Origin of the sequence: Oryzisolibacter sp. LB2S, from assembly GCF_040732315.1 — a bacterium.
In the GTDB taxonomy this organism is placed as follows: domain Bacteria; phylum Pseudomonadota; class Gammaproteobacteria; order Burkholderiales; family Burkholderiaceae_C; genus Alicycliphilus; species Alicycliphilus soli.
In genome coordinates this window covers 3,398,372-3,422,372 of record NZ_CP160388.1, presented here as the reverse complement: position 1 = coordinate 3,422,372, position 24,001 = coordinate 3,398,372, and the positions used below count along the sequence as shown (strand labels likewise).

20 protein-coding genes are annotated in these 24,001 nt (G+C 68.9%); 8 read left to right on the top strand and 12 right to left on the bottom strand.

What is annotated here, in order from left to right; genetic code table 11:
• Nucleotides 1-15: 15 nt before the first annotated feature.
• The 3 genes from ABUE11_RS16150 to ABUE11_RS16140 are packed head-to-tail and all read right to left on the bottom strand — an operon-like array spanning nt 16 to nt 3,110.
• On the bottom strand, nt 16-1,698 hold the full coding sequence (locus tag ABUE11_RS16150; protein ID WP_367066399.1) for an amidohydrolase: 1,683 nt from the start codon (nt 1,696-1,698) through the stop codon (nt 16-18).
• A gap of 45 nt (nt 1,699-1,743) precedes the next feature.
• Entirely contained in the window at nt 1,744-2,709 is a 966-nt protein-coding gene (locus tag ABUE11_RS16145; protein ID WP_367066398.1) for an EamA family transporter, read from the bottom strand.
• Nucleotides 2,706-3,110: a nuclear transport factor 2 family protein gene (locus ABUE11_RS16140; protein WP_367066397.1), complete on the bottom strand. Its 405-nt coding sequence runs from the start codon at nt 3,108-3,110 to the stop codon at nt 2,706-2,708. The genes ABUE11_RS16145 and ABUE11_RS16140 overlap by 4 nt, the downstream gene beginning before the upstream one ends.
• 220 nt (nt 3,111-3,330) lie before the next feature.
• Between ABUE11_RS16140 and ABUE11_RS16135 the strand changes: the two genes are divergently transcribed.
• The gene (locus ABUE11_RS16135) at nt 3,331-4,752 is read left to right on the top strand and encodes an FAD-dependent oxidoreductase (RefSeq protein ID WP_367066396.1); all 1,422 of its coding nucleotides are present in this window, start codon (nt 3,331-3,333) and stop codon (nt 4,750-4,752) included.
• A 17-nt stretch (nt 4,753-4,769) separates the two neighbouring features.
• Here ABUE11_RS16135 and ABUE11_RS16130 read toward each other — a convergent pair whose 3' ends face one another.
• Nucleotides 4,770-6,311: a PLP-dependent aminotransferase family protein gene (locus ABUE11_RS16130; protein WP_367066395.1), complete on the bottom strand. Its 1,542-nt coding sequence runs from the start codon at nt 6,309-6,311 to the stop codon at nt 4,770-4,772.
• Between the two features lie 206 nt (nt 6,312-6,517).
• On the opposite strand from ABUE11_RS16130, the gene tauA reads away from it, so the two are divergent.
• Genes tauA through ABUE11_RS16115 form a run of 3 tightly spaced genes read left to right on the top strand, consistent with a single transcriptional unit; the run spans nt 6,518 to nt 9,372 of the window.
• Nucleotides 6,518-7,543: a taurine ABC transporter substrate-binding protein gene (gene tauA, locus ABUE11_RS16125; RefSeq protein ID WP_367066394.1), complete on the top strand. Its 1,026-nt coding sequence runs from the start codon at nt 6,518-6,520 to the stop codon at nt 7,541-7,543.
• Between the two features lie 51 nt (nt 7,544-7,594).
• A complete protein-coding gene (locus tag ABUE11_RS16120; protein WP_367066393.1) occupies nt 7,595-8,446 on the top strand; it encodes an ATP-binding cassette domain-containing protein in 852 nt (283 codons plus the stop codon).
• A complete protein-coding gene (locus tag ABUE11_RS16115; protein WP_367068845.1) occupies nt 8,446-9,372 on the top strand; it encodes an ABC transporter permease subunit in 927 nt (308 codons plus the stop codon). The genes ABUE11_RS16120 and ABUE11_RS16115 overlap by 1 nt, the downstream gene beginning before the upstream one ends.
• A gap of 23 nt (nt 9,373-9,395) precedes the next feature.
• Here ABUE11_RS16115 and ABUE11_RS16110 read toward each other — a convergent pair whose 3' ends face one another.
• The 4 genes from ABUE11_RS16110 to ABUE11_RS16095 all read right to left on the bottom strand — a co-directional run bounded on the left by ABUE11_RS16110 (nt 9,396) and on the right by ABUE11_RS16095 (nt 14,899).
• On the bottom strand, nt 9,396-10,205 hold the full coding sequence (locus ABUE11_RS16110) for an ABC transporter permease (protein WP_367066392.1): 810 nt from the start codon (nt 10,203-10,205) through the stop codon (nt 9,396-9,398).
• 1 nt (nt 10,206) lies between these two features.
• On the bottom strand, nt 10,207-11,148 hold the full coding sequence (locus ABUE11_RS16105) for an ATP-binding cassette domain-containing protein (RefSeq protein WP_367066391.1): 942 nt from the start codon (nt 11,146-11,148) through the stop codon (nt 10,207-10,209).
• A gap of 119 nt (nt 11,149-11,267) precedes the next feature.
• Entirely contained in the window at nt 11,268-12,752 is a 1,485-nt protein-coding gene (locus ABUE11_RS16100) for an AMP nucleosidase (RefSeq protein WP_367066390.1), read from the bottom strand.
• 35 nt (nt 12,753-12,787) lie between these two features.
• A complete protein-coding gene (locus ABUE11_RS16095) occupies nt 12,788-14,899 on the bottom strand; it encodes an EAL domain-containing protein (protein WP_367066389.1) in 2,112 nt (703 codons plus the stop codon).
• 134 nt (nt 14,900-15,033) lie between these two features.
• Here ABUE11_RS16095 and ABUE11_RS16090 point away from each other — a divergent pair, with 134 nt between their 5' ends.
• Both ABUE11_RS16090 and dtd read left to right on the top strand, forming a co-directional pair.
• Nucleotides 15,034-15,993, top strand: a complete 960-nt coding sequence (locus ABUE11_RS16090) for a cation diffusion facilitator family transporter (RefSeq protein WP_367066387.1) — start codon at nt 15,034-15,036, stop codon at nt 15,991-15,993.
• Nucleotides 15,990-16,433 (top strand): D-aminoacyl-tRNA deacylase, encoded by a 444-nt coding sequence (dtd, locus tag ABUE11_RS16085; protein ID WP_367066386.1) that lies wholly within the window; start codon nt 15,990-15,992, stop codon nt 16,431-16,433. Before ABUE11_RS16090 ends, dtd begins: the two co-directional genes overlap by 4 nt.
• Nucleotides 16,434-16,497: 64 nt before the next feature.
• On the opposite strand, the gene ABUE11_RS16080 is transcribed toward dtd, so the two are convergent.
• The 3 genes from ABUE11_RS16080 to ABUE11_RS16070 all read right to left on the bottom strand — a co-directional run bounded on the left by ABUE11_RS16080 (nt 16,498) and on the right by ABUE11_RS16070 (nt 18,983).
• Nucleotides 16,498-17,250 carry a sulfite exporter TauE/SafE family protein gene (locus ABUE11_RS16080; protein ID WP_367066384.1) on the bottom strand — a complete coding sequence of 251 codons (753 nt, stop codon included), beginning with the start codon at nt 17,248-17,250 and terminating at the stop codon, nt 16,498-16,500.
• Between the two features lie 65 nt (nt 17,251-17,315).
• Nucleotides 17,316-17,768, bottom strand: a complete 453-nt coding sequence (gene ybeY, locus ABUE11_RS16075; RefSeq protein ID WP_367066383.1) for an rRNA maturation RNase YbeY — start codon at nt 17,766-17,768, stop codon at nt 17,316-17,318.
• Between the two features lie 264 nt (nt 17,769-18,032).
• Nucleotides 18,033-18,983, bottom strand: a complete 951-nt coding sequence (locus ABUE11_RS16070) for a PhoH family protein (RefSeq protein WP_367066381.1) — start codon at nt 18,981-18,983, stop codon at nt 18,033-18,035.
• A 49-nt stretch (nt 18,984-19,032) separates the two neighbouring features.
• Here ABUE11_RS16070 and ruvA point away from each other — a divergent pair, with 49 nt between their 5' ends.
• Both ruvA and ABUE11_RS16060 read left to right on the top strand, forming a co-directional pair.
• Nucleotides 19,033-19,605, top strand: coding sequence for a Holliday junction branch migration protein RuvA (gene ruvA, locus ABUE11_RS16065; protein WP_367066379.1), 573 nt, complete (start codon nt 19,033-19,035; stop codon nt 19,603-19,605).
• Nucleotides 19,606-19,635: 30 nt separating this feature from the next.
• Nucleotides 19,636-21,099: an endoproteinase ArgC gene (locus tag ABUE11_RS16060; protein WP_367066377.1), complete on the top strand. Its 1,464-nt coding sequence runs from the start codon at nt 19,636-19,638 to the stop codon at nt 21,097-21,099.
• A gap of 12 nt (nt 21,100-21,111) precedes the next feature.
• Here ABUE11_RS16060 and ABUE11_RS16055 read toward each other — a convergent pair whose 3' ends face one another.
• Nucleotides 21,112-24,000, bottom strand: a complete 2,889-nt coding sequence (locus tag ABUE11_RS16055) for an Hsp70 family protein (RefSeq protein WP_367066375.1) — start codon at nt 23,998-24,000, stop codon at nt 21,112-21,114.
• Nucleotide 24,001: the final 1 nt, after the last annotated feature.

The following is a 24,001-nucleotide window of genomic DNA, read 5'->3' as shown; positions in this document are numbered from 1 at the left end:
GCATGTGCCCGTGCGTCAGCGCTTGAACACGCTTTTGCCCTCGACAATGGTCTCCAGCACCTCAATGTCCTTGATGGCGCGCTTGTCCACGCTCAGCGGGTCGGCCGAGAGGATGGCCAGATCCGCGAACTTTCCCTTCTCGATCGAACCGCGCTCCTTCTCCTCGAAGTTCTGGTAGGCCGCGTTGATGGTGGTGGCGCGCAGCGCATCCAGGGGCGAGATGGTTTGATCGGCGCCCAGAACCTGGCCGCTGGTGGTCAGTCGGTTGACGGCTGACCAGATCAGCTTCATGGGCTCCATGGGCACGATGGGGGTGTCGGTGTGGATGGTGAATTTCAGGCCGCGCTGCAGGGCAGAACGCGTCGGGCTGATGCGCGAGGCGCGTTCATTGCCCAGAAAAATGTCGCGGTGGCGGTCGCCCCAGTAGTAGGTGTGAAGGACAAAGAACGAGGGAATGACGCCCTGCGCTTTCATCTCATCCAACTGGGATTCGGTGCCCATCTGCGAGTGGATGACGGTGTGCCGGCTGTCCTCGCGCGGCGTTGCGGCCTGTGCACTGCCGAAGGCAAAAAGGATGTCATCGATCGCCTGATCGCCATTGCCATGCACGAGCATTTGCTTGCCCTCCTGATGGATCTTCAGGGCATGCTGGGCCAGGGAGGTTCGGTCGTTGCGGGTGGTGCCGGAGTAGTTGGCATCGCCATGAAAAGGCGTGTGATAGGGGTGCGAGAGATAGCCGGTATAGCCCTGGATGGAGCCGTCGGAAAAATCCTTGATGCCACCCAGCTTGACCTTGCCGCTCGTGAGCTCCACCTTGTCGCTTCCGATCCGGTAGTCGTAGGCCGGCAGCGCAATGACGCGTATCGGAAGGGTGCCGGACTGCGCGGCGGTCTCCAGCGCTGCAATGGCGGGCGCGTAGGTTGCGCCTTCGCTGGCGGTCGTCACCCCCTGGGACGCATATTGCCGGGCCGCAGCCGCAATGCCGGCCTGGACCTGGGCGGCGGTGAAGGCCGGCTTGTGTGCGCTGACCAGTTGCACGGCGGTTTCATCGAGCACCCCCGTGGGTTCGCCCTGCGCGTCGCGCCGGATGGTGCCACCCACGGGGTCCGGCGTGTCCCGGGTGACGTTGGCCAGCGCCAGCGCGGCACTGTTGGCGACGGCAAAGTGGCCGGAGACATGGGTGATTAGGATGGGCTGTGTGGCGGAGATCTGATCCAGGTCCGCGCGCGTCGGGTGGCGCTGCTCTGCAAGCAGGGTGTCGTCATAGCCCCAGCCTGAAATCCAGTCGCTGCCGTCTATTTTTGAGCGTTGTTCGCGCAGGCGGTCCAGAAGGTCGCTCATGCTCTCGATGTCACCGATAGGCGCGCTGTTGAGATTGGCGTCGTACAGCTCGTTGGTGCCTGCCATGGTGAAGTGGCTGTGCGCGTCATAGATGCCGGGAATCATGGTCTTGCCTGCCAGGTCTATGACCGCTGTGCCCTTGCCGATGTAGGACTGCATGTCCGTGTCGCTGCCCACATCGACGATCTTGCCGTCGCGGATGGCAATGCTCTGGACGACTCTGTCGTTGTCGTCCACGGTGATGATGTTGCCGTTGTGATAGACGGTTTGCGCGGCGTTGGGGTTCTCTGCGTCACTGCCGCAGGCGCCCAGGAGCAACAGGGGGGCGAGCAGGACGATCAGTTTCTTGTGGGGCATGGGACAGGTGTGCATGGTGCGTGTGGACCGTAGGGCGTGAAGGAGTCAGTCGGGTTGATGTGAGGGCTTTGCGGGGATCGGCGGGACAGCAGCGCCGGTGTGCGCAGCCTTTCGCGTGCGCGGCGTCATGGCATAGACGAGGGACGCGGCGATGCCGGCGATGCCGGCCCATTGCCAGGCCGAGAGCCGTTCGTCGAGCAGCCAAACGCCCGCGAGCAGTCCGATCACCGGCACGCCCAGTCCTATGGGGGCCACCTGGTTGGCCGGACGCCGCTTGAGCAGCCAGGTCCACAGCCCGTAGGCCACCACGGTGGCAAACAGGCCCAGATAGGCCGCGCCGCCCCAGGCGGTCCAGGAGATCTGCCCCAGTCGTGACAAGGCCTGGGGGCCATCGAGCCAGTGGCTCAGTGCCAGAAAAGGCAGGATGGGAAACAGGCTGCTCCAGACGACGAACTGCACGGCGTCATAGCCGGGATGGCGCTGCTGCAGCCTGCGCGCCACGATGCTGGATGCGCCCCACATGGCGGCGGCGCCCAGCGTGAGCACAAAGCCCGTCACACCGAGGCCGGGCCCGCCGCGCTCGAGGGTGGAGAAGTGCATGCCAAAGCAGACCAGGCCCAGCAAGGCCAGGCCCAGGCCGCCCGCCTGGGCGGGCGTGAGCCGCTCTTGCAGCAGAAACCAGCCCAGCAAGGCGGTGAAGAACACCTGGGTCTGCATCAGCACCGAGGCCACGGCCGCCGTCATGCCCCATTGCAGCGCCAGAAACAGCAGGCCGAACTGGCCCAGACCCTGCACCAGGCCATAGAGCGCCAGCCAGCGCAGGGGCACAGGCGGTCGTCGCAGCAACACCAGCAAGGGTGCGGCCGCAAACACATAGCGCCAGGCACCGAGCTGCATGGGCGTGAACTCGCGCAGCGCGAGCTTCATGGCCACGAAGTTCAGGCCCCAGATCAGGACCACGGCCAGGGCGGCCGCCACCTCACGCCCCGAGAAGGCGGTGCGCATGTTCATAGGGCGGGCCTGTCCTTGCGGAAGGCGTTCTTGACGGCGATCTTGCCGTCCCGGAAGGTGAACACATCCACCATGCGCGCCTCCATGCGCCGTCCATCGCTGGCGCGGGTGCCGCAGAACGTGGATTCGCTCACCCCGCGTGTGCCCTGCACGAAATGTTCGGCATCCAGCCAGCGCGCGTCGGGGCAGTTCTTCCACGCCAGCGCAAAGCCCTGGCGCACCGCCTCGCGGCCCACATAGCTGGTGCCCTGCAGCTCGGGACCGGCGGTGGCGTGGAACACGCAGTCGTCGGCCATGCAGGCCATGAGGGTGTCGATGTCGTGCTGGTTCCAGGCCTGTGAGAAGCGCTGCAGCAGGGCCAGCAACTGGTCAGATGTGTGGGATTCCGGGGTGGCGGACATGGGGGCTCCTGGTGGGTGATCGACGCACCCATCGTAGGAATGGCGGGTAGGCCGGCATGGCACCAGTTGCGCCGCCGCATGGGGCCAGAACCGCTGCGGCTGGTGCCATGGCGACAGGCATCTGGCACCACGACGCAGGTGCGCTGCGGCGCAAGATGGCTTGCCATGACCGGGGGCGATGACAAGGTCTCCCGGGCTTGCTTTGAAAGGCTGAATACCCATGTCCGCACCCGCACCGCTGCATCCCTACGACCCCCAATACGATCCCCTGGTGGCCGCCGACCCAGGTCACGGCCGCGCCTATGCGCCGACCTACTGGGTGGGCACGGCCGGCACGCCGCCTGCCGATGACGGCCCGGTGTGCCGGGACATGGATGTGGACGTGGCCATCGTCGGCGCCGGATTCACCGGGCTGGCCACGGCGCTGTTCCTGGCGCGCGAGCATGGCATCAAGGCCGTGGTGCTGGAGGCCAATCAGACCGCCTGGGGCTGCACCAGCCGCAACGGTGGCCAGGGCCAGAATGCGGCCGGGCGGCTGTATCGGTCACAGTGGATCGAGCGCTGGGGCAAGGCGACGGCGCTGCGCCTGGATGCGGAGATCCGCGAGGGCTTCGAGACCTTCAAGTCGCTGGTGGCCGAGGTGCCGGAATGCGAGCCCCAGGGCGGCGGGCATCTGTACATCGCCCACCGCCCCGAGAAGCTGGACTTTCTGCGCCACGAAACCCAGGTCATGCGCGATGTCTTCGGCTATGACGCGCGCATGCTGTCGCGCGAGGAGGTGCGCGAGCGCTATGTGGACGACCAGGAATGCCATGGCGCCCAGCATGAGCCCGATGGCATTGGCGTGCACCCGCTGAAACTGGCCTTTGGCTACCAGCGCATGGCCAGGGCGCTGGGCGTCAAGATTCATACGGCCAGCCCGGTGCAAGGTTTTGAAACCATCCAGGGCGTGCACCACCTGCGCACGCCGGGCGGCATGGTGCGCGCCAGGGCCGTGGGCTTTGCGACCGGGGGCTATACCAGCTTCGGCCTGCACCCCAGCCTGGATGCCAAGATCATGCCGATTCTGTCGAACTCCATGGTCACCCGGCCGCTGACCGAGGAGGAGATCGCTGCCACCGGCTTCAAGACCCACGAGGTGATCACCGACACGCGCACCCTGCGCTTCTACTACCGCCTGCTGCCCGACAGACGTGTGCAGATCGGCAGCCGCAGCGCCATCACCGGGGCCGACGCACCATCGCCTAGGCACATGGCGGTGCTGGTGCAGGGGCTGGAGCGCAAGTTCCCGGCGCTCAAGGGCATTCAGGTGGACTATTCCTGGTGGGGCTGGGTGGATGTGAGCCATGACATGATGCCGCGCATCACCCAGCCCGACCCCAAGGCGGCGGTGTTCTACGCGCTGGGCTATGGCGGCAACGGCGTCGCCTTTTCGGCCCATGCGGGCCGCCGGCTCGCGCAGCGCATCGCCGGCCAGCGTCTGCCCCAGGCCGACCTGCCGATATATGCCGGGCCTTTGGACTATCCGTTCATGTTCAACAACGTGCGCCTGCCGCAGTCACGCTGGTTTGCGCCCGTGCGCCGGTTCGGCCAGCATTGCCTGTTCCACTGGTACCACTGGAAGGACGAGGTGCGCTGCTGAGCGGCCTGGGGGCCGGGTCAGGCGTCTGCCGCCTGCGGGGCAGGCCTGGCCGCGCGGTGGTCATGGGCCTGGCGCCAGTCCTCAAAGGCCTGGCCCAGGGCCTGCATGCCGGCGTCGATGCGGTCCTCGGGCACGGCGCCAAAGCCCAGGCGGAAGTACTGCGTGGGCCGCGCCACGCCGGGGGCCAGCTCGAGGAAATGCACGTCACCGGGCTCGATCAGCACGCCTCGGCGGGCGGCAAGCTTTTGCAGCTCCCAGGCATCGAGCGCATCCGGCCCCTGGATCCAGAGCGAGGAGCCGCCCGGCTGCTCCACATAGTGGCATTCGGGCAGATAGGTGCGCAGCGCGCGCACCATGCGCTGCCATTTGCGCGCCAGGTTTTCGCGCCAGCGCCGCGCATGTTCGTCGCCATAACCCATGGACAGAAAGATGGCCATGATGCGCTGGTTGTTCAGGGGCGGGTGGCGGTACATGTAGCGCCGCAGCGCGCGCAGCTCCTGCACCAGCACCTCGTCGGCGACGATGAAGCCCAGGCGCAGGCCGGGAATCATGTTCTTGCTCAGGCTGCCCAGGTAGATGACATGGGAGCTGCTGTCAAAGCTCTTGAGCGCGGGGTGGTTGCCGCCCAGTTCGTTGTGCTCGGTGTCGTAGTCGTCCTCGATGATGAGGAAGTCATGCTGGCGCGCGCGCTCGATCAGATCCATGCGGCGGTAGACGGGCATGGTGGCATTGGTGGGGGACTGGTGGCTGGGGGTACAGAACACCAGGTCGCAGTGATGCAGGTGGGGGCCTGGCACCAGGCCCTGACTGTCGACGCGCAAGGGCAGCATCTGGCAGCCCGCCATGGCAAAAATGCTGCGTGCATCGACATAGCCAGGATCTTCCATGCCCAGCACCACGCCGGGCCGTCCCAGCAGCTGGGCCAGCAGGTACAGCGAGTTCTGCGTGCCTATCGTGATCAGCACCTGCTGCGGGCACGCGCGAATGCCGCGCCGCGGCAGGATGCGCTGCACGATCTGCTCGACCAGCATGTCGTCGTCATGCATGACCTGGTCGTCCACCCAGTGGCCCATATGGGCGCGAACATGGGCCAGACGTGCACAGTGGCGCCAGCGGGCGGCAACGTGGTCGTCGTACTCCACCTGGCCATAGATGAAGGGATAGGGATAGTTGCGCCAGTTGCGCGGCTTGGTGATGGATGGCTGCAAAGAGGGCCGATGCTGCAGGCGTGCGCCCCAGTTTGGTGCATGCGGTGATGCGGCGAAGAGCCGCTGTGGGTCGGGCTGGATGCGCATGCGCACGCGTTGGCGCACAAAGCTTTCGTTGATGAAGTAGCCGCGCCGGCTTGCGGGCGTCAGGAATCCGTCCTGCACCAGGCGCTCGTAGACCAGCACCACGGTGTTGCGCGAGATCTTGAGCAACTGGCTCAGGTGCCGCGAGGAGGGCATGGGCTCCGTGGGCAGCAGGGCGCCATCCAGCAGGGCGCTGAGCAGTTGTTCGTGCAGCTGATCCTGCAGGCCACGGCCGGATTCAAAGGGGCGTAGATAGCGTTCGAGCATGGGAGTTTCAGGGCAGTGGGCAAGGGCTGCACCGCGCAGTGCGGGCCTGTGTGCCACTGCAAGAAGCAGGCCAGTGATGGCTGGCTTGCTTCTTGCAGAGGCTTGGGCACTGGCACCACAAAAGGTGGTGACTGGATCCAGGGCGGTCCACAGGCCCGTCCTAGCATCCCCTCAGGTTTTCAAGTTCACTGCACGGAGGTTCTCTCATGTCGATCCACAGGCTTTCCTTTTCCCGTCGCGCGCTGATGGTGGCAACCGCCGCAGCTCTGGCCGGTGCCGCAACCGGAGTGCATGCCCAGAGCGCACAGACCGTCACCATCGGTGTGCAGTCCATGTATGGGCCGTGGAAGCGGGCCATCGTCGACCAGGAGTTCGAAAAGGCCACGGGCTGGAAGATTCAGTGGCGCAACTTCGACAGCGGCGGGGACGTGGTTGCGGCCATGGCCTCGGGCGATGTGCAGATCGGCGTGGCCGGCAGCAGCCCGGTGGCGGCCGCCGTCAGCCGTGGCGTGCCCATCCAGGTGTTCTGGATCCTGGACAACATCAACGAGGCCGAGGCCCTGGTGGTGCGCAACGCCAGCGGCGTGCAGAAGATGGCCGATCTGGCCGGCAAGAAGCTCGCCGTGCCCTTTGTCTCGACCACGCATTTCCACACCATGTTCGCCCTGGAGCACTATGGCCTGCAAGGCAAGGTCCAGGTCATGAACCTGCAGCCCTCGGACATTCCCGCCGCCTGGGCGCGCGGCGACATCGATGCCGCCTTCATCTGGGACCCGGCGCTGGGCAAGCTCAAGCAGGACGGCAAGGTCCTGCTGACCTCGGGCGATCTCACCAAGCTGGGCAAGGCCACGTTCGACGCGCTGGTGGTGAACAAGGGCTTTGCTGAGAAGAACGGTGCGGCCATGCAGGCCTTCACGCGCGTGCTCGAAGGCGTGACCGCCGACTATGTGCGCCAGCCCGCCAGCTGGACGGCGCAGTCCGAGTCCGTGCAGAAGGTGGCCCGCCAGTCCGGCGCCAAACCGGCCGAGGTGCCGCCCGTGCTGGCGCTGTACCAGTTCCCGCTGGCGGCCGAGCAGGCCAGTCAGGCATGGCTGGGCGGCGGCAAGAGCAGTGGGGTGGCCAAGGCGCTGTCGGCCACGGCCGAGTTTCTGAAGGGGCAGAAGAAGGTGCCGGCCGTCCTGCCCGACTACGGCATCGCCGTGAACAGCAGCTTCGTCAGCGCCGTGAAGTGACGGCATGTGCCGCTTCGTCCACCCCGGCGTGCACCGCGCCAGGAGCCACCCATGAGTCTGAGTCTCAAGATCAGTGATGTTTCCGTCATTTTCCCCGGCCGCGAGAAGGGCCAGTCCGTCACCGCCCTGTCCGGCGTGAACCTGCAGATAGACCAGGGCGATTTCGTCGTGGCCCTGGGCGCCTCGGGCTGCGGCAAGACCACCTTGCTCAACCTGATGGCGGGTTTCATACAGCCCACGCATGGCGTCATGACCCTGGGCTCCTACCAGGGCCAGCTGCCCGAGCGCATCGATGCCCACAACGGCTTGCGCGACCAGATCACCGGCCCGGGTGCGGAGCGCGGCGTGGTGTTCCAGAAGCACGCCTTGCTGCCCTGGCTCAATGTGCTGGACAACGTGGCCTTTGGTCTCAAGCTCAAGGGCGTGCCCAGGGCGCAGCGGGAAGAGCGGGCCATGCATTTTCTGGCGCAGGCGGGCCTGGCCGAATTCCGCCATCACGCGGTCTACCAGCTCTCCGGGGGCATGCAGCAGCGCGTGGGCATTGCCCGGGCGCTGACCAACGACCCCCACATGCTGCTGCTCGATGAGCCGCTGGGCGCCCTGGATGCGCTGACCCGCGAGCGGCTGCAGGAGCTGATTCTGGACATCTGGCACCGGACCCAGAAGATGATGTTCTTCATCACCCACGACGTGGAGGAGGCGCTGTTCATGGGCACGCAGCTCATCATCATGTCGCCCCGCCCGGGACGCATCACGCACGAGATCCCGCTGGACTTTGGCCGCCAGTTCCTGCAATCGCGCAATGCGCGGGCCGTCAAGTCCACCCCCGAGTTCATTGCCCTGCGCGAGAAGGTGCTGGGCATCATCCATGGCGACGAAGTCGCAGAGGAGATTGCAGCATGATGCCGTCCACCGTTCCCGCATCCCCTGCCGCCGTTCTGGCCAGCACCGCGGTGGCGCCGCCGCCCTTGCCGGCGCGATCCACGCCAGCGGCGCACCGGGGCCTGCTCGCGCGCCTGCGCCGCGCAGCGCCGGTCAGCCCCGGCGAGCAATACGGCGCCCCCGGCAATGGCCGCAGCGGACTCATCAGCGCCATCACTGTGGTGCTGCTGCTCTCGCTGTGGACCCTGGTCACGGCCCAGGGCTGGGTGGCGCCCTTGTTCCTGCCCTCGCCCATGGATGTCTGGCGCCAGTTGCACGATGTCGCGGTCGATGGCTTTGCCGATGCCAGCCTGCTCACCCATGCCGGATGGAGCGCCATGCGCGTGTTCAGCGCGTTTGCGCTGGCCGTGGTCACGGCCATTCCGGTCGGCGTGCTCATGGGCGTCAACCGGGTGGTGCGCGGCCTGTTCGATCCGGTGATCGAGTTCTATCGCCCGCTGCCGCCGCTGGCCTATCTGCCGCTGGTGGTCATCTGGCTGGGCATCGGCGAGAGCTCCAAGATCGTGCTGATCTATCTCGCCATGTTTGCGCCCCTGGCCTTGAGTGCCAGGGCCGGCGTGCGCTCGGTGGCCATCGAGCAAATCCATGCGGCCTATTCCATGGGCGCCTCGCGCGCGCAGGTGCTGCGGCATGTGATAGCGCCCGCGGCGCTGCCCGACATCCTGACCGGCATGCGCATCGCCATCGGCTTTGGCTGGACCACCCTGGTCGCCGCCGAGATGGTGGCCGCCACGGCAGGCCTGGGCTTCATGGTGCTGAGTGCCTCCAAGTTCATGGTGACCGATGTGGTCATCATGGGCATCCTGGTCATTGGCGCCATGGCCCTGGCGTTTGACCTGCTGATGCGCTGGATGGAGCGTCGGCTGGTGCCCTGGAAGGGGCGTTGAATCGGGCGCCCAGCAGGGCACGCTCAGGCGCGAAAGCGCCTGCGCGTGAGCGCCAGCGCCAGCCAGTAGGCGACCGCGGTGGTCACGGCCACCACCAGGCCGTGGCGCAGCGGCTGCTGCGGCCACTGGTCCATGAACAGCGGGCGCACCAGTTCCACGGCGTTGGTCAGCGGCAGCCAGTCGGAGGCGATGCGCACGGCCTCGGGCAGCTGATCGCGCGGGAAGAACACGCCCGAAAGAAACATCATGGGCGTGAGCACCAGCGTGAAGTAGTAGGTGAAGAAGTCGTAGCCCTGGGCCAGGGCGTTGAAGATCAGCGCGATGCTCGCGAACATGATGCCCACGCACAGCAGCACGGGCCAGGCCACGATGAGCTTGGGTGCATGGCTGATGGACAGCGCCAGCATCACGCCGAGGATGGCCGTGGTGCTGAACAGGGACTTGAACGCGGACCAGAGCATCTCGGCCAGCAGCACGCTGTCCAGGCTGATGGGCGCGTTCATGATGCCGTCCCAGGTTTTCTGCACATGCATGCGCGAGAAGGCCGAGTACAGCGCCTCGAAGCTCGCGGCGTTCATGGCGCTCATGCAGATCGAGCCGCTGGCCAGGAACAGGATGTAGGGCACCTTCTGCCCGTTCACGCTGATCTCGCCGACCAGCGCACCCATGCCGTAGCCAAAGGCCACGAGCCAGATCAGCGGCTCGGCGATGTTGCCCACGAGGCTGGGGATGGCCAGCTTGCGCCACACCAGCAGGTTGCGCAGGAACACGGGCCACCAGCGCAGCGACAGGTCGGGCGCGCGCCAGATGCTGGGGGTGGAAGGAGTGGACATGTCAGGCATCCTCACGAATCTGGCGGCCGGTGAGCTTGAGGAACAGGTCCTCGAGATTGGCCGGGCGGTGCAGGGTGCGCAGCTGGGCATGGTCGGCCAGGGCAGCGAGCAGCGGGCGTGCGTCCTGGGTGTAGAAGAACACGGTCTCGCCGCTGACCTCGACGCGCGCGGCGAGCTGGCGCAGGCGCGCGTCGTGGGCCAGCGTCAGGGCGCCGTTGCCGTAGGCCTCGACCACCTCGCGCTCCAGATGCTCGGCGATGAGCTCGCGCGGCCGGCCCTCGGCGATCTTGCGGCCATGGTCGAGCACCAGCAGGCGCGAGCACAGGCGCTCGGCCTCGTCCATGAAATGCGTGGTCAGCAGGATGGACTTGCCCTGCTGCAGCAGCTGCTGCAGCCGCTCCCACATCAGGTGGCGCGCCTGCGGGTCCAGGCCGGTGGTGGGCTCGTCGAGCAGCAATAGGCGCGGGTCGTTGACCAGGGCGCGCGCGAGCGACAGGCGTCGGCGCATGCCGCCCGACAGCGCGCCGGGCCGCGCGTCGGCCTTGGTGGTGAGCGCGGCAAATTCGAGCAGCGGCGCGATGCGCGCCTGCATGGCCGCGCCCTTGAGGCCGAAGTAGCGCCCGAACACGCGCAGGTTCTCCGCGCAGCTGAAGTCCGGGTCCAGGCTGTCGAACTGCGCCACCACGCCCAGCTGCGCCTTGATGGCCAGCGCGTCCTGGGGCATGGCCAGCGGCGTGGCGGCCGCGCCGGGGTAGAAGTGCACGCTGCCCGCGTCGGGCGCGGTCAGGCCCAGGCACATGCGGATGGTGGTGGTCTTGCCCGCACCGTTGGGGCCGATCACGCCCAGGCATTCCCCGGGGGCGATGGCGAACGACACACCGTCGACCACGGTGTTGCCGCCGTAGCGTTTGCGCAGGTCCTGGACTTCGAAGAGCGGGCTCATGCGGCGATTGTGGGGGATGTAGGTCGGCCGCATGTCCCTGTAGCAAAGACGGACCCAAACAGTGATGGGCGGGGATGACGGGGTTTGCAGGCGAATCAACAGGATCCGTTACTTGAGCCTTACTGGAACGCCACCTCCGCAAAGCTGCGCAGCTTGCGGCTGTGCAGGCGCTGCACGCCGCCCGCGCGCAGGATGTCGATGGCGCGCATGCCTATGCGCAGGTGCTGGTCGACGCGGTCGCGGTAGAACTGGTTGGCCATGCCGGGCAGCTTGATCTCGCCGTGCAGCGGCTTGTCGGAGACGCACAGCAGCGTGCCGTAGGGCACGCGGAAGCGAAAGCCGTTGGCGGCGATCGTCGCGCTCTCCATGTCCAGCGCCACGGCGCGGCTTTGGCTGAAGCGCCGCTGGGGCAGGTTGTCGGGCAGCAGCTCCCAGTTGCGGTTGTCGGTGCTGGCCACGGTGCCGGTGCGCATGATGCGCTTGAGCTGGTCCTGCGGCATCTGCGTGACGTCGGCCACGGCCTGCTGCAGCGCGACCTGAATTTCGGCCAGCGCGGGCACGGGTACCCACAGCGGCAGCTCGGCGTCGAGCACATGGTCCTCGCGCACATAGGCATGGGCCAGCACGTAGTCGCCCAGCTGCTGGCTGTTCCTCAGGCCCGCGCAATGGCCCAGCATCATCCAGGCATGCGGGCGCAGCACGGCGATGTGATCGGTGATGGTCTTGGCGTTGGCCGGGCCGACGCCGATGTTGACCATGGTGATGCCGCTGTTGTCCGCGCGCACCAGGTGGTAGGCGGGCATCTGCGGCAGGCGCGGTGGCGGCGTGCCGAGCTCGTCGCCGGGCTCGGCGGCCAGGCCCGCGCGGCGCGTGACCACGTTGCCGGGCTCGATGAAGGCGATGTATTCGCTGTCGGGCCGGGCCATCTCGGCATGGCCCAGGCGCACGAATTCGTCGATGTAGAACTGGTAGTTGGTGAACAGCACGAAGTTCTGGAACCACTCGGGCAGCGTGCCCGTGTAGTGGCGAAGCCGGTGCAGCGAATAGTCCACGCGCGGCGCAGTGAACAGTGACAGGGGCTGGGCCTGGCCCGGGCGCGGTGTCCAGGTGCCGTTGGCGATGCCGTCGTCCATTGCCGCGAGGTCGGGCAGGTCGAACAGGTCGCGCATCAGCATGCGCCGCTCGGGGCTGAGCTGGCCCTCGACATAGTCATGCTCGGCGAACGAGAAGTGGATGGGTATGGGCTGGCGGCTCAGCCCCACCTCCAGCTCCACGCCATGGTTGGCGCGCAGCAGGCGCAGCTGCTCGAGGTAGTAGCCGGCAAACAGGTCGGGCCGCGTGAGCGTGGTCTCGTAGACCCCCGGGCCCTCGATGAAGCCGTAGGCCAGCTGCGTGGCCGCGCGTGCCACGCTCGTGATGTGCACGCGCACATAGGGGTAGCAGGCGCGCACCGGCTCGGCCGGTGTCTCGCCGGCCACGAAGCGCTGCATGGCGCCGCGCAGGTGGTCGATCTGCTGCTGGTAGATGCGCTGCACCTGCGCCAGGGCGTCGGCGGGGTCGGTGTGCAGGCTGGATTCGGTGATGAAGGCGGGAGAGGTGGCCATGGGCCTATTGTCCATGGCGCGCCGTCATGCCGCCGTCATGTCGTCGCCACGTGGTGGGCCTGCGGCCTCGTGCGCAGCCAGGCATGGGTGTGTTCGGCATCCATCGGGCGTGCGATGCCGAAGCCCTGGGCCAGCTCGCAGCCCAGGCGTTCGAGCAGTTCCAGCTGCGCGGTGGTCTGCACGCCCTCGGCCACGGGCTGCAGCTGCAGGCTGCGCGCGAGCTGCACGATGGCGGTGACGATGGCCACGTTGTCCCCGTCGGTGGGCGTGTCCACGACGAAGGAGCGATCCACCTTGATCTTGTCCAGCGGGTAGCGCTTGAGGTAGATGAGCGAGGAATAGCCCGTGCCGAAGTCGTCCACGGTGACGGCCACGCCCATGTTGCGCAGCGCCTGCAGCGTGGCGCGCGTGTGCTCGGCATGCTGCATCAGCGTGGTCTCGGTGATCTCTATCTCCAGGTAGCGGGGCGCCAGGCCCGTCTCCTGCAGCACGCTGGCGATCTCTCCGGCCACGTCGCGCTGGCGGAACTCTATGGCCGAGAGGTTCACGGCCACGGGCACCATGGCCAGGCCCTCGTCCTGCCAGGCCTTGAGCTGGCGGCAGGCCTCGCGCAGCACCCAGCGGCCTATGGGCGAGATCAGGCCGCGTGACTCGGCCAGGGGAATGAACTCGTCGGGCCCGACCAGGCCACGTTCGGGATGGCGCCAGCGCACCAGCGCCTCGAAGCCCATGAGCCGGCCCGAGCCCAGCTGGACCTGGGGCTGGTAGTGCAGCTCCAGGGCCTCGTGGAAGACGGCATTGCGCAGCAGATGCTCCTGCTGCAGGACCTCGGTTGGCTGCCCCTCCATGTCCGCGGTGTAGAACAGGCGCGTGCCGCGGCCACTTTCCTTGGCCTGCTGCATGGCGGTGTCGGCGCGGCGCAGCAGCTCGTCGGGGCCGTAGCCATCGTCGGGAAAGACGCTGATGCCTATCGAGGGCGAGAGCGACAGGCGCGTGCCGTCGCTGACATAGGTGGCCTGCACGCGCTCGATGAGCCTGTCGGCCAGGGCGGCGACGGCGTCGCGATTGCGCCGGTTGTTCAGCAACACGACGAACTGGTCGCCGCCCACGCGCGCCACGAAGTCCATGGCCTTGACGCAGTCCTGCAGGCGCCGCGCCATCTCGCACAGCAGCCGGTCGCCGGCCTCGTGGCCCAGGGATTCATTGACGGTCTTGAAGTGGTCCAGATCGACGAACAGCAGCGCCGCGCGCCTGCGCCGGAACGCGCCGCTGGTCCATTGCGCGAGCTCGAGCATCAGGTGGCTGCGGTTGGGCAGCTGCGTCAGCGGGTCGTGCAGGGACAGGAAGCGCGCGCGCTCCTGGGCCTGCTTGCGCGCCGTGATGTCGCGCACCACGACGACGCGGAACTCGTCCTCGTGCCCGGGCATGGTCTTGCCCACGGCCTCGATGGGAACGATGTGGCCGTCCTTGTGGCGCATGGCCAGCTCATAGGGGTACTCGCGCCCGCGGCGCGTGTATTCCTGGGCCAGCGCGCGGTACTTGGGCAGGATGAAATCGAAGATCGACCGGCCCACGGCCTCGGCCAGCGTGTAGCCGGTCATGCGCAGCAGGGCGTCGTTGGTGTCGACGATGCGGCCGTCGCGGTGGAACACCAGGCCCTCCTCGGTGGCCTCGGCAAACTTGCGCATGCGCTCCTCGCCCAGGCGCAGGGCCCGCTCGGCCGCACGGCGCTCGGTGATGTCGTCGACCAGCATCAGCAGGCCGCGCGTGGTGCTGTCGCCGTCGCCCGTGGCCTGCTCGGGCTGCAGGCTGAACTCCAGCACGCGCGCAGTGCCGCTGGCCCGGGGGCAGTCACAGACATGCTGCACGGCCTCGCCCGCGAGCGCGCGCCGCACCAGGGGCGAGATCTCCTGCCATGTCGGTGCGTCGAGAATGTCCCGAGCGCTCTGGCCGATGAGGTCGTCAACGCCACGCCCGAGGAAGTCGGCAAAGCGCTGGTTGACGAAGCCGCAGCGCAGGCCCGCGGGCCCTTGCTCGAAGTAGGCCAGCATGACCGGAACGGCCTGGGCCACGAGATGCAGCAAGGTGGCGCCGACGGGCGGGGCCAATCGGCTCGGGGCCTGGTCGGTGCGGGGCTTGGTGCGCATGGATGAGCAGGTAAGGAAACTGCAAGCTTATAGCGTATTGCCCATGGGTTGGTGACAAAGATATTGACTGCCCGGGCCACCGTGGGCCACCAGGGCCGCCGTCGGCCGCCGCGCGCGACCGGATAATTCCGCCCATGCGACCCGCCGCCTCCACCCCCCTGCATGTGCCCGCCTGGATGACGCCGCACAACCTGCTGCGCGCCTCGGTGGGCGTGGCCGTGCTGACCATTGCCCTCAAGACCCTGGCCTGGTGGGTCAGCGGCTCCGTCGGGCTGCTTTCGGACGCGCTCGAATCCTTCGTCAACCTGGCAGGCGCCATGTTTGCCCTGGCCATGGTCACCGTGGCGCGCCGCCCGGCGGACGCGGACCATCCCTACGGCCACCACAAGGCGGAGTATTTCTCCTCGGGCTTCGAGGGCATCCTCATCGTCGGCGCGAGCGTCGCCATCTTCTGGGCCGCCGTGATGCGCCTCGTGCACCCGCAGCCGCTCGAGCAGCTCGGCTGGGGCATGGGCCTGTCCCTGTTGAGCACCGCCTGCAACGGCCTGCTCGCCTGGGGCATGCTGCGCGCGGCGCAGGTGCACCGCTCCCTCGCGCTCGAGGGCGACGCGCGTCACCTGATGACCGATGTGTGGACCTCCGTCGGCGTCGTCGTGGGCCTGCTGGCCGCGGGCGCCACGGGCTGGCTGTGGCTGGACCCGCTGGTGGCCATGGGCGTGGCGCTGAACATCCTGCGCGAGGGCGGCCGGCTGATCTGGCAGTCCAGCCAGGGCCTGATGGACGAGGCCCTGGAGCCCGCGCGGCTTGCGCGCGTGCAGGCCGTGCTCGACGCCTATGGCCGGGCGAGCGGCGGCGCCGTGCATTTCGACAGCCTCACCACGCGCCGCGCCGGTGCGCGCAGCTTTGTGGACCTGCACATGCATGTGCCCGCGCACTGGACGCTGGGCCGCGCGGCCAAGGCGCGCGCCGGCGTCGAGGCCGAACTGATGGCGACGCTGCCCGGCCTGCGCGCCACCATAGAGCTGCTGCCCGAGGGCGCGGAAACCGTGTTCGAGCAGGTCGAGGCACAGGAAGAACAGGAGGGCAAGGCGTGATCAGCGTGTTGCAGCGCGTGCGCCAGGCGCGCGTGGAAATCGCGGGCGAGGTCGTCGGCCGCATCGACGCCGGGCTGCTGGCCCTGGTCTGCGCCGAGCAGGGCGACGGCCAGCCCCAGGCCGACCGGCTGCTGGCCAAGATCCTCAGGCTGCGCATCTTTGCCGACGAGGCCGGCAAGATGAACCGCAGCCTGCAGGACGTGGGCGGCGGCCTGCTCGTTGTGAGCCAGTTCACGCTGGCCGCCGACACGCGCGGCGGCAACCGCCCGGGCTTCAGCCAGGCCGCCGCGCCGGCCGAGGGCGAGCGCCTGTACGACTACTTCGTCACCCAGGCGCGCGCGGCGCACCCGCAGGTGGCCACGGGGCGCTTTGGCGCCGACATGCAGGTGCACCTGGTCAACGACGGGCCGGTGACCATTCCGCTGCGCATCGAGCCGTGACGACTATCAAAACAGTAGCTGTCGGCGCTTGATTCATGGGTGTTTGAGGCAGGTTCGATGTGAATCACTGCCTGAGGAAGAACAGCACCGTCATCGCGAGGCCAATGCCCACGATGCTCCAGCGCAGCACGGCCGGCGGCAGCCGGCGCGCGCCGCGCGCGCCCAGGTAGCCGCCCAGGGTGGCGGCGACCATCATGATCAGCGCCTCCTTCCACTGCACGATGCCGCCCACGGCGTAGATGGCCACCGCGATCGCCGTGAGCAGGGTGGAGACCAGGTTCTTGATGGCGTTCATGGCGTTGAGCCGGGTCTGACCGAGCAGGCCGAACAGCGCCAGCATCAGAATGCCCATGCCGCCGTTGAAGTAGCCGCCGTAGCCGGCCACGAGCAGCAGGCCGGTGCCGGCCTTCAGGCGCGAGGGCGGGCCGTCGCCATGGTGGCTGCCGGCCCATTGGCGCAGCTGCGGGCCGAAGGCGAACATGGCCGTGGCCAGCAGCAGCAGCCAGGGGATGAGGCGCCTGAAGGCCGCGTCCGAGGTGACGAGCAGCAGCGCCGCGCCCACGACGCCGCCGACGAGCGACAGCAGCACCACCGAGCGCAGCGACAGCCCGGGCGCGGGCTCCATGTCCTCGCGCGAGCCGGCAATGCTGGCCACATAGCCCGGCAGCAGCGCCACGGTGCCCGTGGCATTGGCCACCACGGGCGGCACGCCGGTAAAGATCAGCGCCGGCAGCGTGAGAAAGCTGCCGCCGCCGGCCACCGCGTTGAGCGTGCCGGCAAAGAAGGCGGCGACGAGGAGCAGGATGGTTTCAAACATGGGCCGATGGTAGGGGCGTGGACCATGGGCGTTGCCGCTGGCGCAACGCCCTTGTGGCGCTGTGCTCAGCCGCCGTAGGGGTCGGCAAAGCCGAGCTCCTGCAGGATGGCGGTCTCGTAGGCCTCCATCTCCTGGGCGTCCTCCTCGCTGGTCTCGTGGTCCCAGCCCTGGGCGTGCAGCGTGCCGTGCACGAGCAGGTGGGCGTAATGCTCCTCGAGCGTCTTGCCCTGCTCGCGCGCCTCGCGCTCGACCACGGGGGCGCAGAGCACCAGGTCGGCGAGCACGGTGGGCTCCTGCTGGTAGTCGAAGGTCAGCACATTGGTGGCGTAGTCCTTGTGGCGGAACTCGCGGTTCAGGCGCTGGCCCTCGTCGGCTCCGACGATGCGCACGGTGATCTCGGCGTCCAGCGCCAGTGCGTGGCGTATCCAGCGCGTGACCTTGTGGCGCGGCAGCTGGGCGCGGTGCGCCGCGGCCTCGGGGGCGAACTGCAGGGACAGGGTCAGGTGATTCAATGCCATTTTGGCCTCCAGCGCCCGGCATGTAAGCGCGGGCAGCTATCAAAAATATATATCAACAGCGCCATCCGCGCGCATCGGCATTCCGTCATCCCCGTGGTGGCGGGGCCCCATGGGCCTTGGGGGCGGTGCATGTGGGTGGGTGTGGATCCCCGCGTTCGCGGGGATGACGAAGGGGGCGGGGGTGACGAAGGGGGCGGGGGTGACAAAGGAGCGGTGATGGCGAAGGGGCGGGGATGACGGCAGGGCCAGGGCGAAACGCTGGGCTCATTCCCCTGCGCCGCGGCGGCTGCGCTGGGCGTCGTAGGCGTCGACGATGCGCGCCACGAGCGGGTGGCGCACCACGTCGGAGCTGGAAAAGCGCGTCACGGCAATGCCCTGCACGCGCTTCAGGACGCGCTCGGCGTCGATGAGTCCGCTCATGCTGCCCTTGGGCAGGTCGATCTGGCTCACGTCGCCCGTGACCACGGCGCGCGCGCCAAAGCCGATGCGCGTCAAGAACATCTTCATCTGCTCGGGTGTGGTGTTCTGCGCCTCGTCCAGGATCACGAAGGCGTTGTTCAGGGTGCGGCCGCGCATGAAGGCCAGCGGCGCGATCTCCAACGTGTTGCGCTCGAAGGCCTTTTGCACGCGGTCAAAGCCCATGAGCTCGTAGAGCGCGTCGTACAGCGGGCGCAGATACGGGTCGACCTTCTGCGTGAGGTCGCCGGGCAGAAAGCCCAGGCGCTCGCCGGCCTCCACGGCCGGGCGCGTGAGCACGATGCGCTGCACGGCCTGGCGCTCGAGCGCATCGACGGCGCAGGCCACGGCCAGATAGGTCTTGCCCGTGCCCGCCGGGCCTATGCCGAAGGTGATGTCGTGCGTGGCGATGTTGTGCAGGTACACGCTCTGGTTGGGCGTGCGCGCGCGCAGGTCGCTGCGGCGCGTGGTCAGGTGCACGGCGCCCTCGTCGTCCTCGCGCATGGCGCTGTCGCCGGCCAGCATGAGCTGCAGGTGGTCCTCGCGGATGGCGTGGTCGGCCATCTCGTAGAGCGCCTGCAAGAGCTCCATGGCCTGGGTGGCGCGGACCTTGGGGCCGTCCACCTTGAACTGCTCGTGGCGGTGGGCGATCTTGACCTGCAGCGCGTTCTCTATGGTGCGCAGATGCTGGTCGGCGGGGCCGCACAAATGGGTCAGGCGCAGATTGTTGTGGGGGGTGAAGGTGTGGCGCAGTATCACGCTTGATAATTCCGTGAATGGGCCGCGCGCGGCGCGGCAAAGGATTCGCATGATAGGCAAATTGACCGGCGCACTGCTGGAGAAGAACCCCCCCGAGGTGCTGCTGGACTGCCACGGCGTGGGCTACGAGGTGCTGGTGCCCATGAGCACCTTCTACAACCTGCCGGCCGTGGGCGAGCGCGTCAGCCTGCTGACCCAGTTCATCGTGCGCGAGGACGCGCAGCTGCTCTACGGCTTTGCCACGCAGGCCGAGCGCCAGGCGTTTCGCGAGCTCATCAAGGTCAGCGGCGTGGGCCCGCGCACGGCACTGTCCATCCTCTCGGGCATGGGCGTGGCGGATCTGGCGCAGGCCGTGTCGCTGCAGGAGGCGGGGCGCCTCGTCAAGGTGCCGGGCATAGGCAAGAAGACGGCCGAGCGCCTGCTGCTGGAATTGAAGGGCAAGCTCGGCGCCGACATGGGCGCGCGCGCCCAGGCCGTGAGCGACGCACAGGCCGACATCCTGCAGGCGCTGCTGGCCCTGGGCTACAACGACAAGGAGGCCGCGAGCGCCCTCAAGGCCCTGCCTGCCGATGTGGGCGTGAGCGAGGGCATCAAGCTGGCACTCAAGTCGCTCGCGAAGTAGAGTCGTCGCCATCGATCAAAGGAGCGCGTCATGAGCAATGACCACATGAGGATCGGCAGGGCAGGGGCCTGCACCCTGCCGCTCGCGCTGCTGCTGGTCGCCTGCGGTGGTGGCGGCGGCGGTGGCGACACCGCGGGCGGCGGCGACGCCATCACACCGGTGTGGAGCGAGCGCATAGAGCCCTACGAGCCCAAGGCTGCGCCCGCCATGCCGCAGGCCTCGGGCGCGCTGGCCCGCGCCCCGGCCGGCGCCGCGGCGGTGATTGCGCTCGGGCCCCTGCCGTCCGGCCAGCGCATGGCGGCTGCGCCCGTGGACGCGGGCGCGCCGCGCCAGATCGGCCAGGCGCGCGCGCTGCCCGAGACGGCCAGCGTTGCCGCCACATCGGCCCTGCTGCACTGGCAGACCACGGCGCGCGGCACGCAGGTGGCGGCGCTGCGCTTTGCCGCCCAGGGGGCGCGTGGGCTGCGCCTGGGCGTGCTGGTGCAGGGCCTGCCGCCGGGGGCGCTGCTGCGCTTCGTGGGTGCGGCCGACGCCGTTCATGAGGTGGACGCCCAGCAGCTGCAGGCCCTGGCCGCACGCAATGCGAGCGCGGGCGTGAGCGACGAGATCGCGCGCACCTACTGGGGGCCCGACTCGCGCAGCGACGAGGCCACGCTCGAGGTCGAGATACCCGCCGGCGCCCATCCCGCCGCCGTGCGGCTGGCCGTGCCGCGGCTCGCGCATCTGTTCATGACGGCGGCCGAGGCGGAAAACGCCGTGATCACCAAGGCCGCCGCCGTGGGCTGCCAGGTGGACGTGAGCTGCCACCCCGATTACCTCGAGCAAAGCCGCTCCGTCGCGCGCATGACCTACAAGGCCGAGGACGACAAGTTCTATTTCTGCACGGGCACGCTGCTCAACGACATGGCGTCGAGCGGCACGCCGTACTTTCTGAGCGCCCAGCATTGCATACCGAGCCAGGCCGTGGCCTCCACGCTGGAGACCGAATGGCTGTACCGCTCAGAGAGCTGCGGCAGCGCGGCGGCCAGCCCGGCGCGGCGGACTCTCGTCGGCGGCGCCACCTTGCTCTATGCCTCGGCCGACACCGACACGGCCTTCATGCGGCTCAACGCCACCGTGCCGGCGAGCGTCATCTATGCGGGCTCGTACTACGGCGGTGTGCCCGTGGGCCAGGCGCTGGCCGGTCTGCACCATGCCGACGGCGAGCCGCTCAAGCTCAGCCTGGGCACGCTGCTGGGCTACAGCAGCTGCACGGAATCGAGCTGCAGCGCCAGCGGCATCGCGGGCAACTTCCTGCGTGTGGACTGGCAGCAGGGCAGCACCGAGCTGGGCAGCAGCGGATCGGGCATCTTCGTCACCATTGGCGCCACGCGCTATCTGGCCGGGCAGCTCCATGGCGGCAACGCCCGCTGCGACCGGCCCGATGGGCTGGACTTCTACGGCCGCTTCGACCGCAGCTACCGCGCCGCGCTCCGGCAATGGCTGAACCCCTGACGCGGCACAGGATCACGCCACCAGCACCAGTCCCGGCGGCAGGCTGTCGCCCAGGCTGCGCTGGCGGTCCTCGGCACTGAGCTCCTGCACCTGCGCCACGAGGGCCAGCCAGCGCTCGGGCGCGCCGCTGGCCTGCAGCTTGGCGAGCACGCGCGCGCGCTGGGTCGCGTCGAGGTCCAGCGTGCGCTCGCCCGTCATGCGCGCGATCTGCACGGCGGCAAACATGGCGTGCTCGTTTTTGCGCCAGTCCTGCGCCAGCGTGGCGTCCAGAAACTCCTGCGCTGCATCGGGCGGCATCACGAGGTGGGCGTTGGCCGCAAGCGGCGCGCGCGCCGCCAGGCGCCCAATGGCCCACCAGGTCTGCGTTGGTTCGTCCGGGCGCGAGAGGCGCTCCAGCATCCACTGCCCCATCTCCTGGCGGTACTGCCAGGGCACGGCCTCCATGGCGGCAAACAGGCGCAGCATGTCGTCGTAGCTGCCCCAGCGCGCGCGGGCGCTGCGCTGCACGGTCTTTTGCATGCAGGCGGCCACGTCCTCGAGCACCTGCATCTGCTGCGCCTCGTCCAGGCCCGCGGCCACGCGGCGCCACAGCACCCACCATTCGGTCCAGTTGGCGGCCTCGCTCGCATGGCCCAGGCCCTGGGCGTAGAGCTGCCAGAGCTGCTGCACGCGCCAGCCGTCGAGCTCGGCCCCCAGGCCCGGGCGCAGGCACCAACCGGCCAGGTTGAGCCAGGCACGCTCATGCTCGGGCGAGCGCCGGCGGCGCCTGGCGCGCGCGAGCAGCGCGTCGAACAGCGTGCGCAGCAGCGCCAAGCCCCAGCCCTCGCGCGGGCCGAGGAGTTTCTCGAGCGACTGGCGCAGCTGGCGCACCTCTTTGGCGCTCACCTCCTGGCTCTGGTTGCCGTAGATGCGGTCGATCAGGTCGATGGCCGGCTGCGGCTGGCCCCTCACGCCCCCCCCCGTTCGAGCCGGGGGCAGGCTCTCTCCCCATAGGGGCGAGGGCGATCGGTCGGCTGGGTTTTCATCTCCCTCTCCCTCTGGGAGAGGGGTGGGGTGAGGGCCGGCCCCGCGCACGGCAAACGGCAGCAGCCAGGACTGCGCTCCATCCTGCGCGTCGATGCAGCGCAGCTCCAGCACGCCGACCTCGCTCATGCAGGCCTGCAGCTGCACCTCGACGCGCGCCGTGGCGCGGCCCTCGGGTGCGGGCAGCACGGTGGCCAGCGGCGGCAGCTCCACCCAGCCCTCGCCCTCGAGCGGCGCCATCTGCCCGGCCTGGGCCTGGCCCTGGCTGCGCGCCACGAGCGCAAAGCGCACGGGCTGGCCGAGCTGCAGCGCAAAGCGCCGGCCGGTCAGGGTGATGCGCGTGCCCTCCTCGGTGCCGCGTGGCAGCAGGCAGATGCCCTGGGGGGCGGCGCCCGTCTTGGCCGGCAGCACCAGCCAGTAGCTGCGCGCGGCGCCGCCGCCTATGCGTGGCACTATGGTTGTTGTAGCTGCTCGCGCTTGTCTGGCGGGCGCTGTAGGCCTGTTTGATTGATATTGCGCCAGCCCATGGGCGGCCGCGCCGCGCGCCACGGCCCAGTCTGGGTGCGGGTTGTGCAGCAGGCGCAGCGGCGCGCCGCGCCAGGCGGCCAGCTGCTCCTGCAGGCGCTGCGCGAGCGCATGGGCGTGGAACACGCCGCCGTTGAGCAGCAGCGCATCGGGCAATGCATCAGGCAGTGCCCCGCCCGCATGCCGGGCGAGAAACTGCGCCAGATGCCGGGTGATGGCGGCATCGGCCGGGTAGGGCAGGCCCAGGCCGCGCAGCGCGCCCTGGCGCCGCGCCGGCGGCTCATCCAGGCGCGCCGGCGGCAGAAAGCCCTCGACCACGCAGTGCAGCACGTCGCCGCGCGTGAGCCGGGCCGAGCGCGACTGCGCGAGCAGCCTGGAGCCGCCGCCGAGCAGCGTCACCGTGACCGATTCGGGCGCATCCTCGGCCAGGAGCTGCTCCTTGGCCAGGCGGCAGCGCTGCACCAGCTGGGCAAAGCGCGCCGCGGGCAGGCGCTCGCCGTCCTGGGCAAACTGCGGTTCGAGCCGGTGGGCGAGCGTCAGGTCCATGTTGTCGCCGCCCAGCATCAAATGCTCGCCCACGGCGCTGCGCGTGAGGCGCGGCAGGCCGCCATCCTCGGCAGGCTCGACGCGGATCAGCGTCAGGTCCGTGGTGCCGCCGCCCACGTCCACCACCAGCACCAGGCGGCAGTCGGCGAGCTCGGCAGCCAGGCGCTCGCCCTGCAGCACCAGCCAGTCGTGAAAGGCGGCCTTGGGTTCCTCGAGCAGCTGCACCGCCGGCAGGCCCGCCAGGCGCGCGGCCTCGAGCGTGAGCGCGCGCGCGCCCTCGTCGAACGAGGCCGGCACGGTGAGCACCACGGCCTGCTCGGCGAGCTGCGCATCGGGGTGGGCCGCATCCCAGGCCGCGCGCACATGGGCCAGGTACGAGGCCGAGGCCGCAAGCGGCGAAATCTTCTCCACCCCCTCGGGCGCGCCCCAGGGCAGGATCGGCGCCGTGCGGTCCACGCCGGCGTGCGACAGCCAGCTCTTGGCGCTTGCCACCAGGCGCGCGGGCACGGCGGCGCCCAGCTCGCGCGCCCAGCGGCCGATGACGGCCGGGGCCTGTTCGCTTGCGCCCTGCGGCGGCCAGGGCGTGCCCCAGGCCGCGCCAAGCTCATCGGGCGTGCCCTGGTAGCGCGTGGAGGGCAGCAGCGTCAGGGCCTCAACCTCCGCGGCCGAGACGCGCTGGGCGATGGGCAGCAGGGCAATGTCGCCCGTACCGCCGGCCAGCGGCACATGGGCCACGACGGTGTGGCTGGTGCCCAGGTCGATGCCGATGGCAAAGCGTGCGGGGGAGGGGGGGTGTTCTGCGTTCATG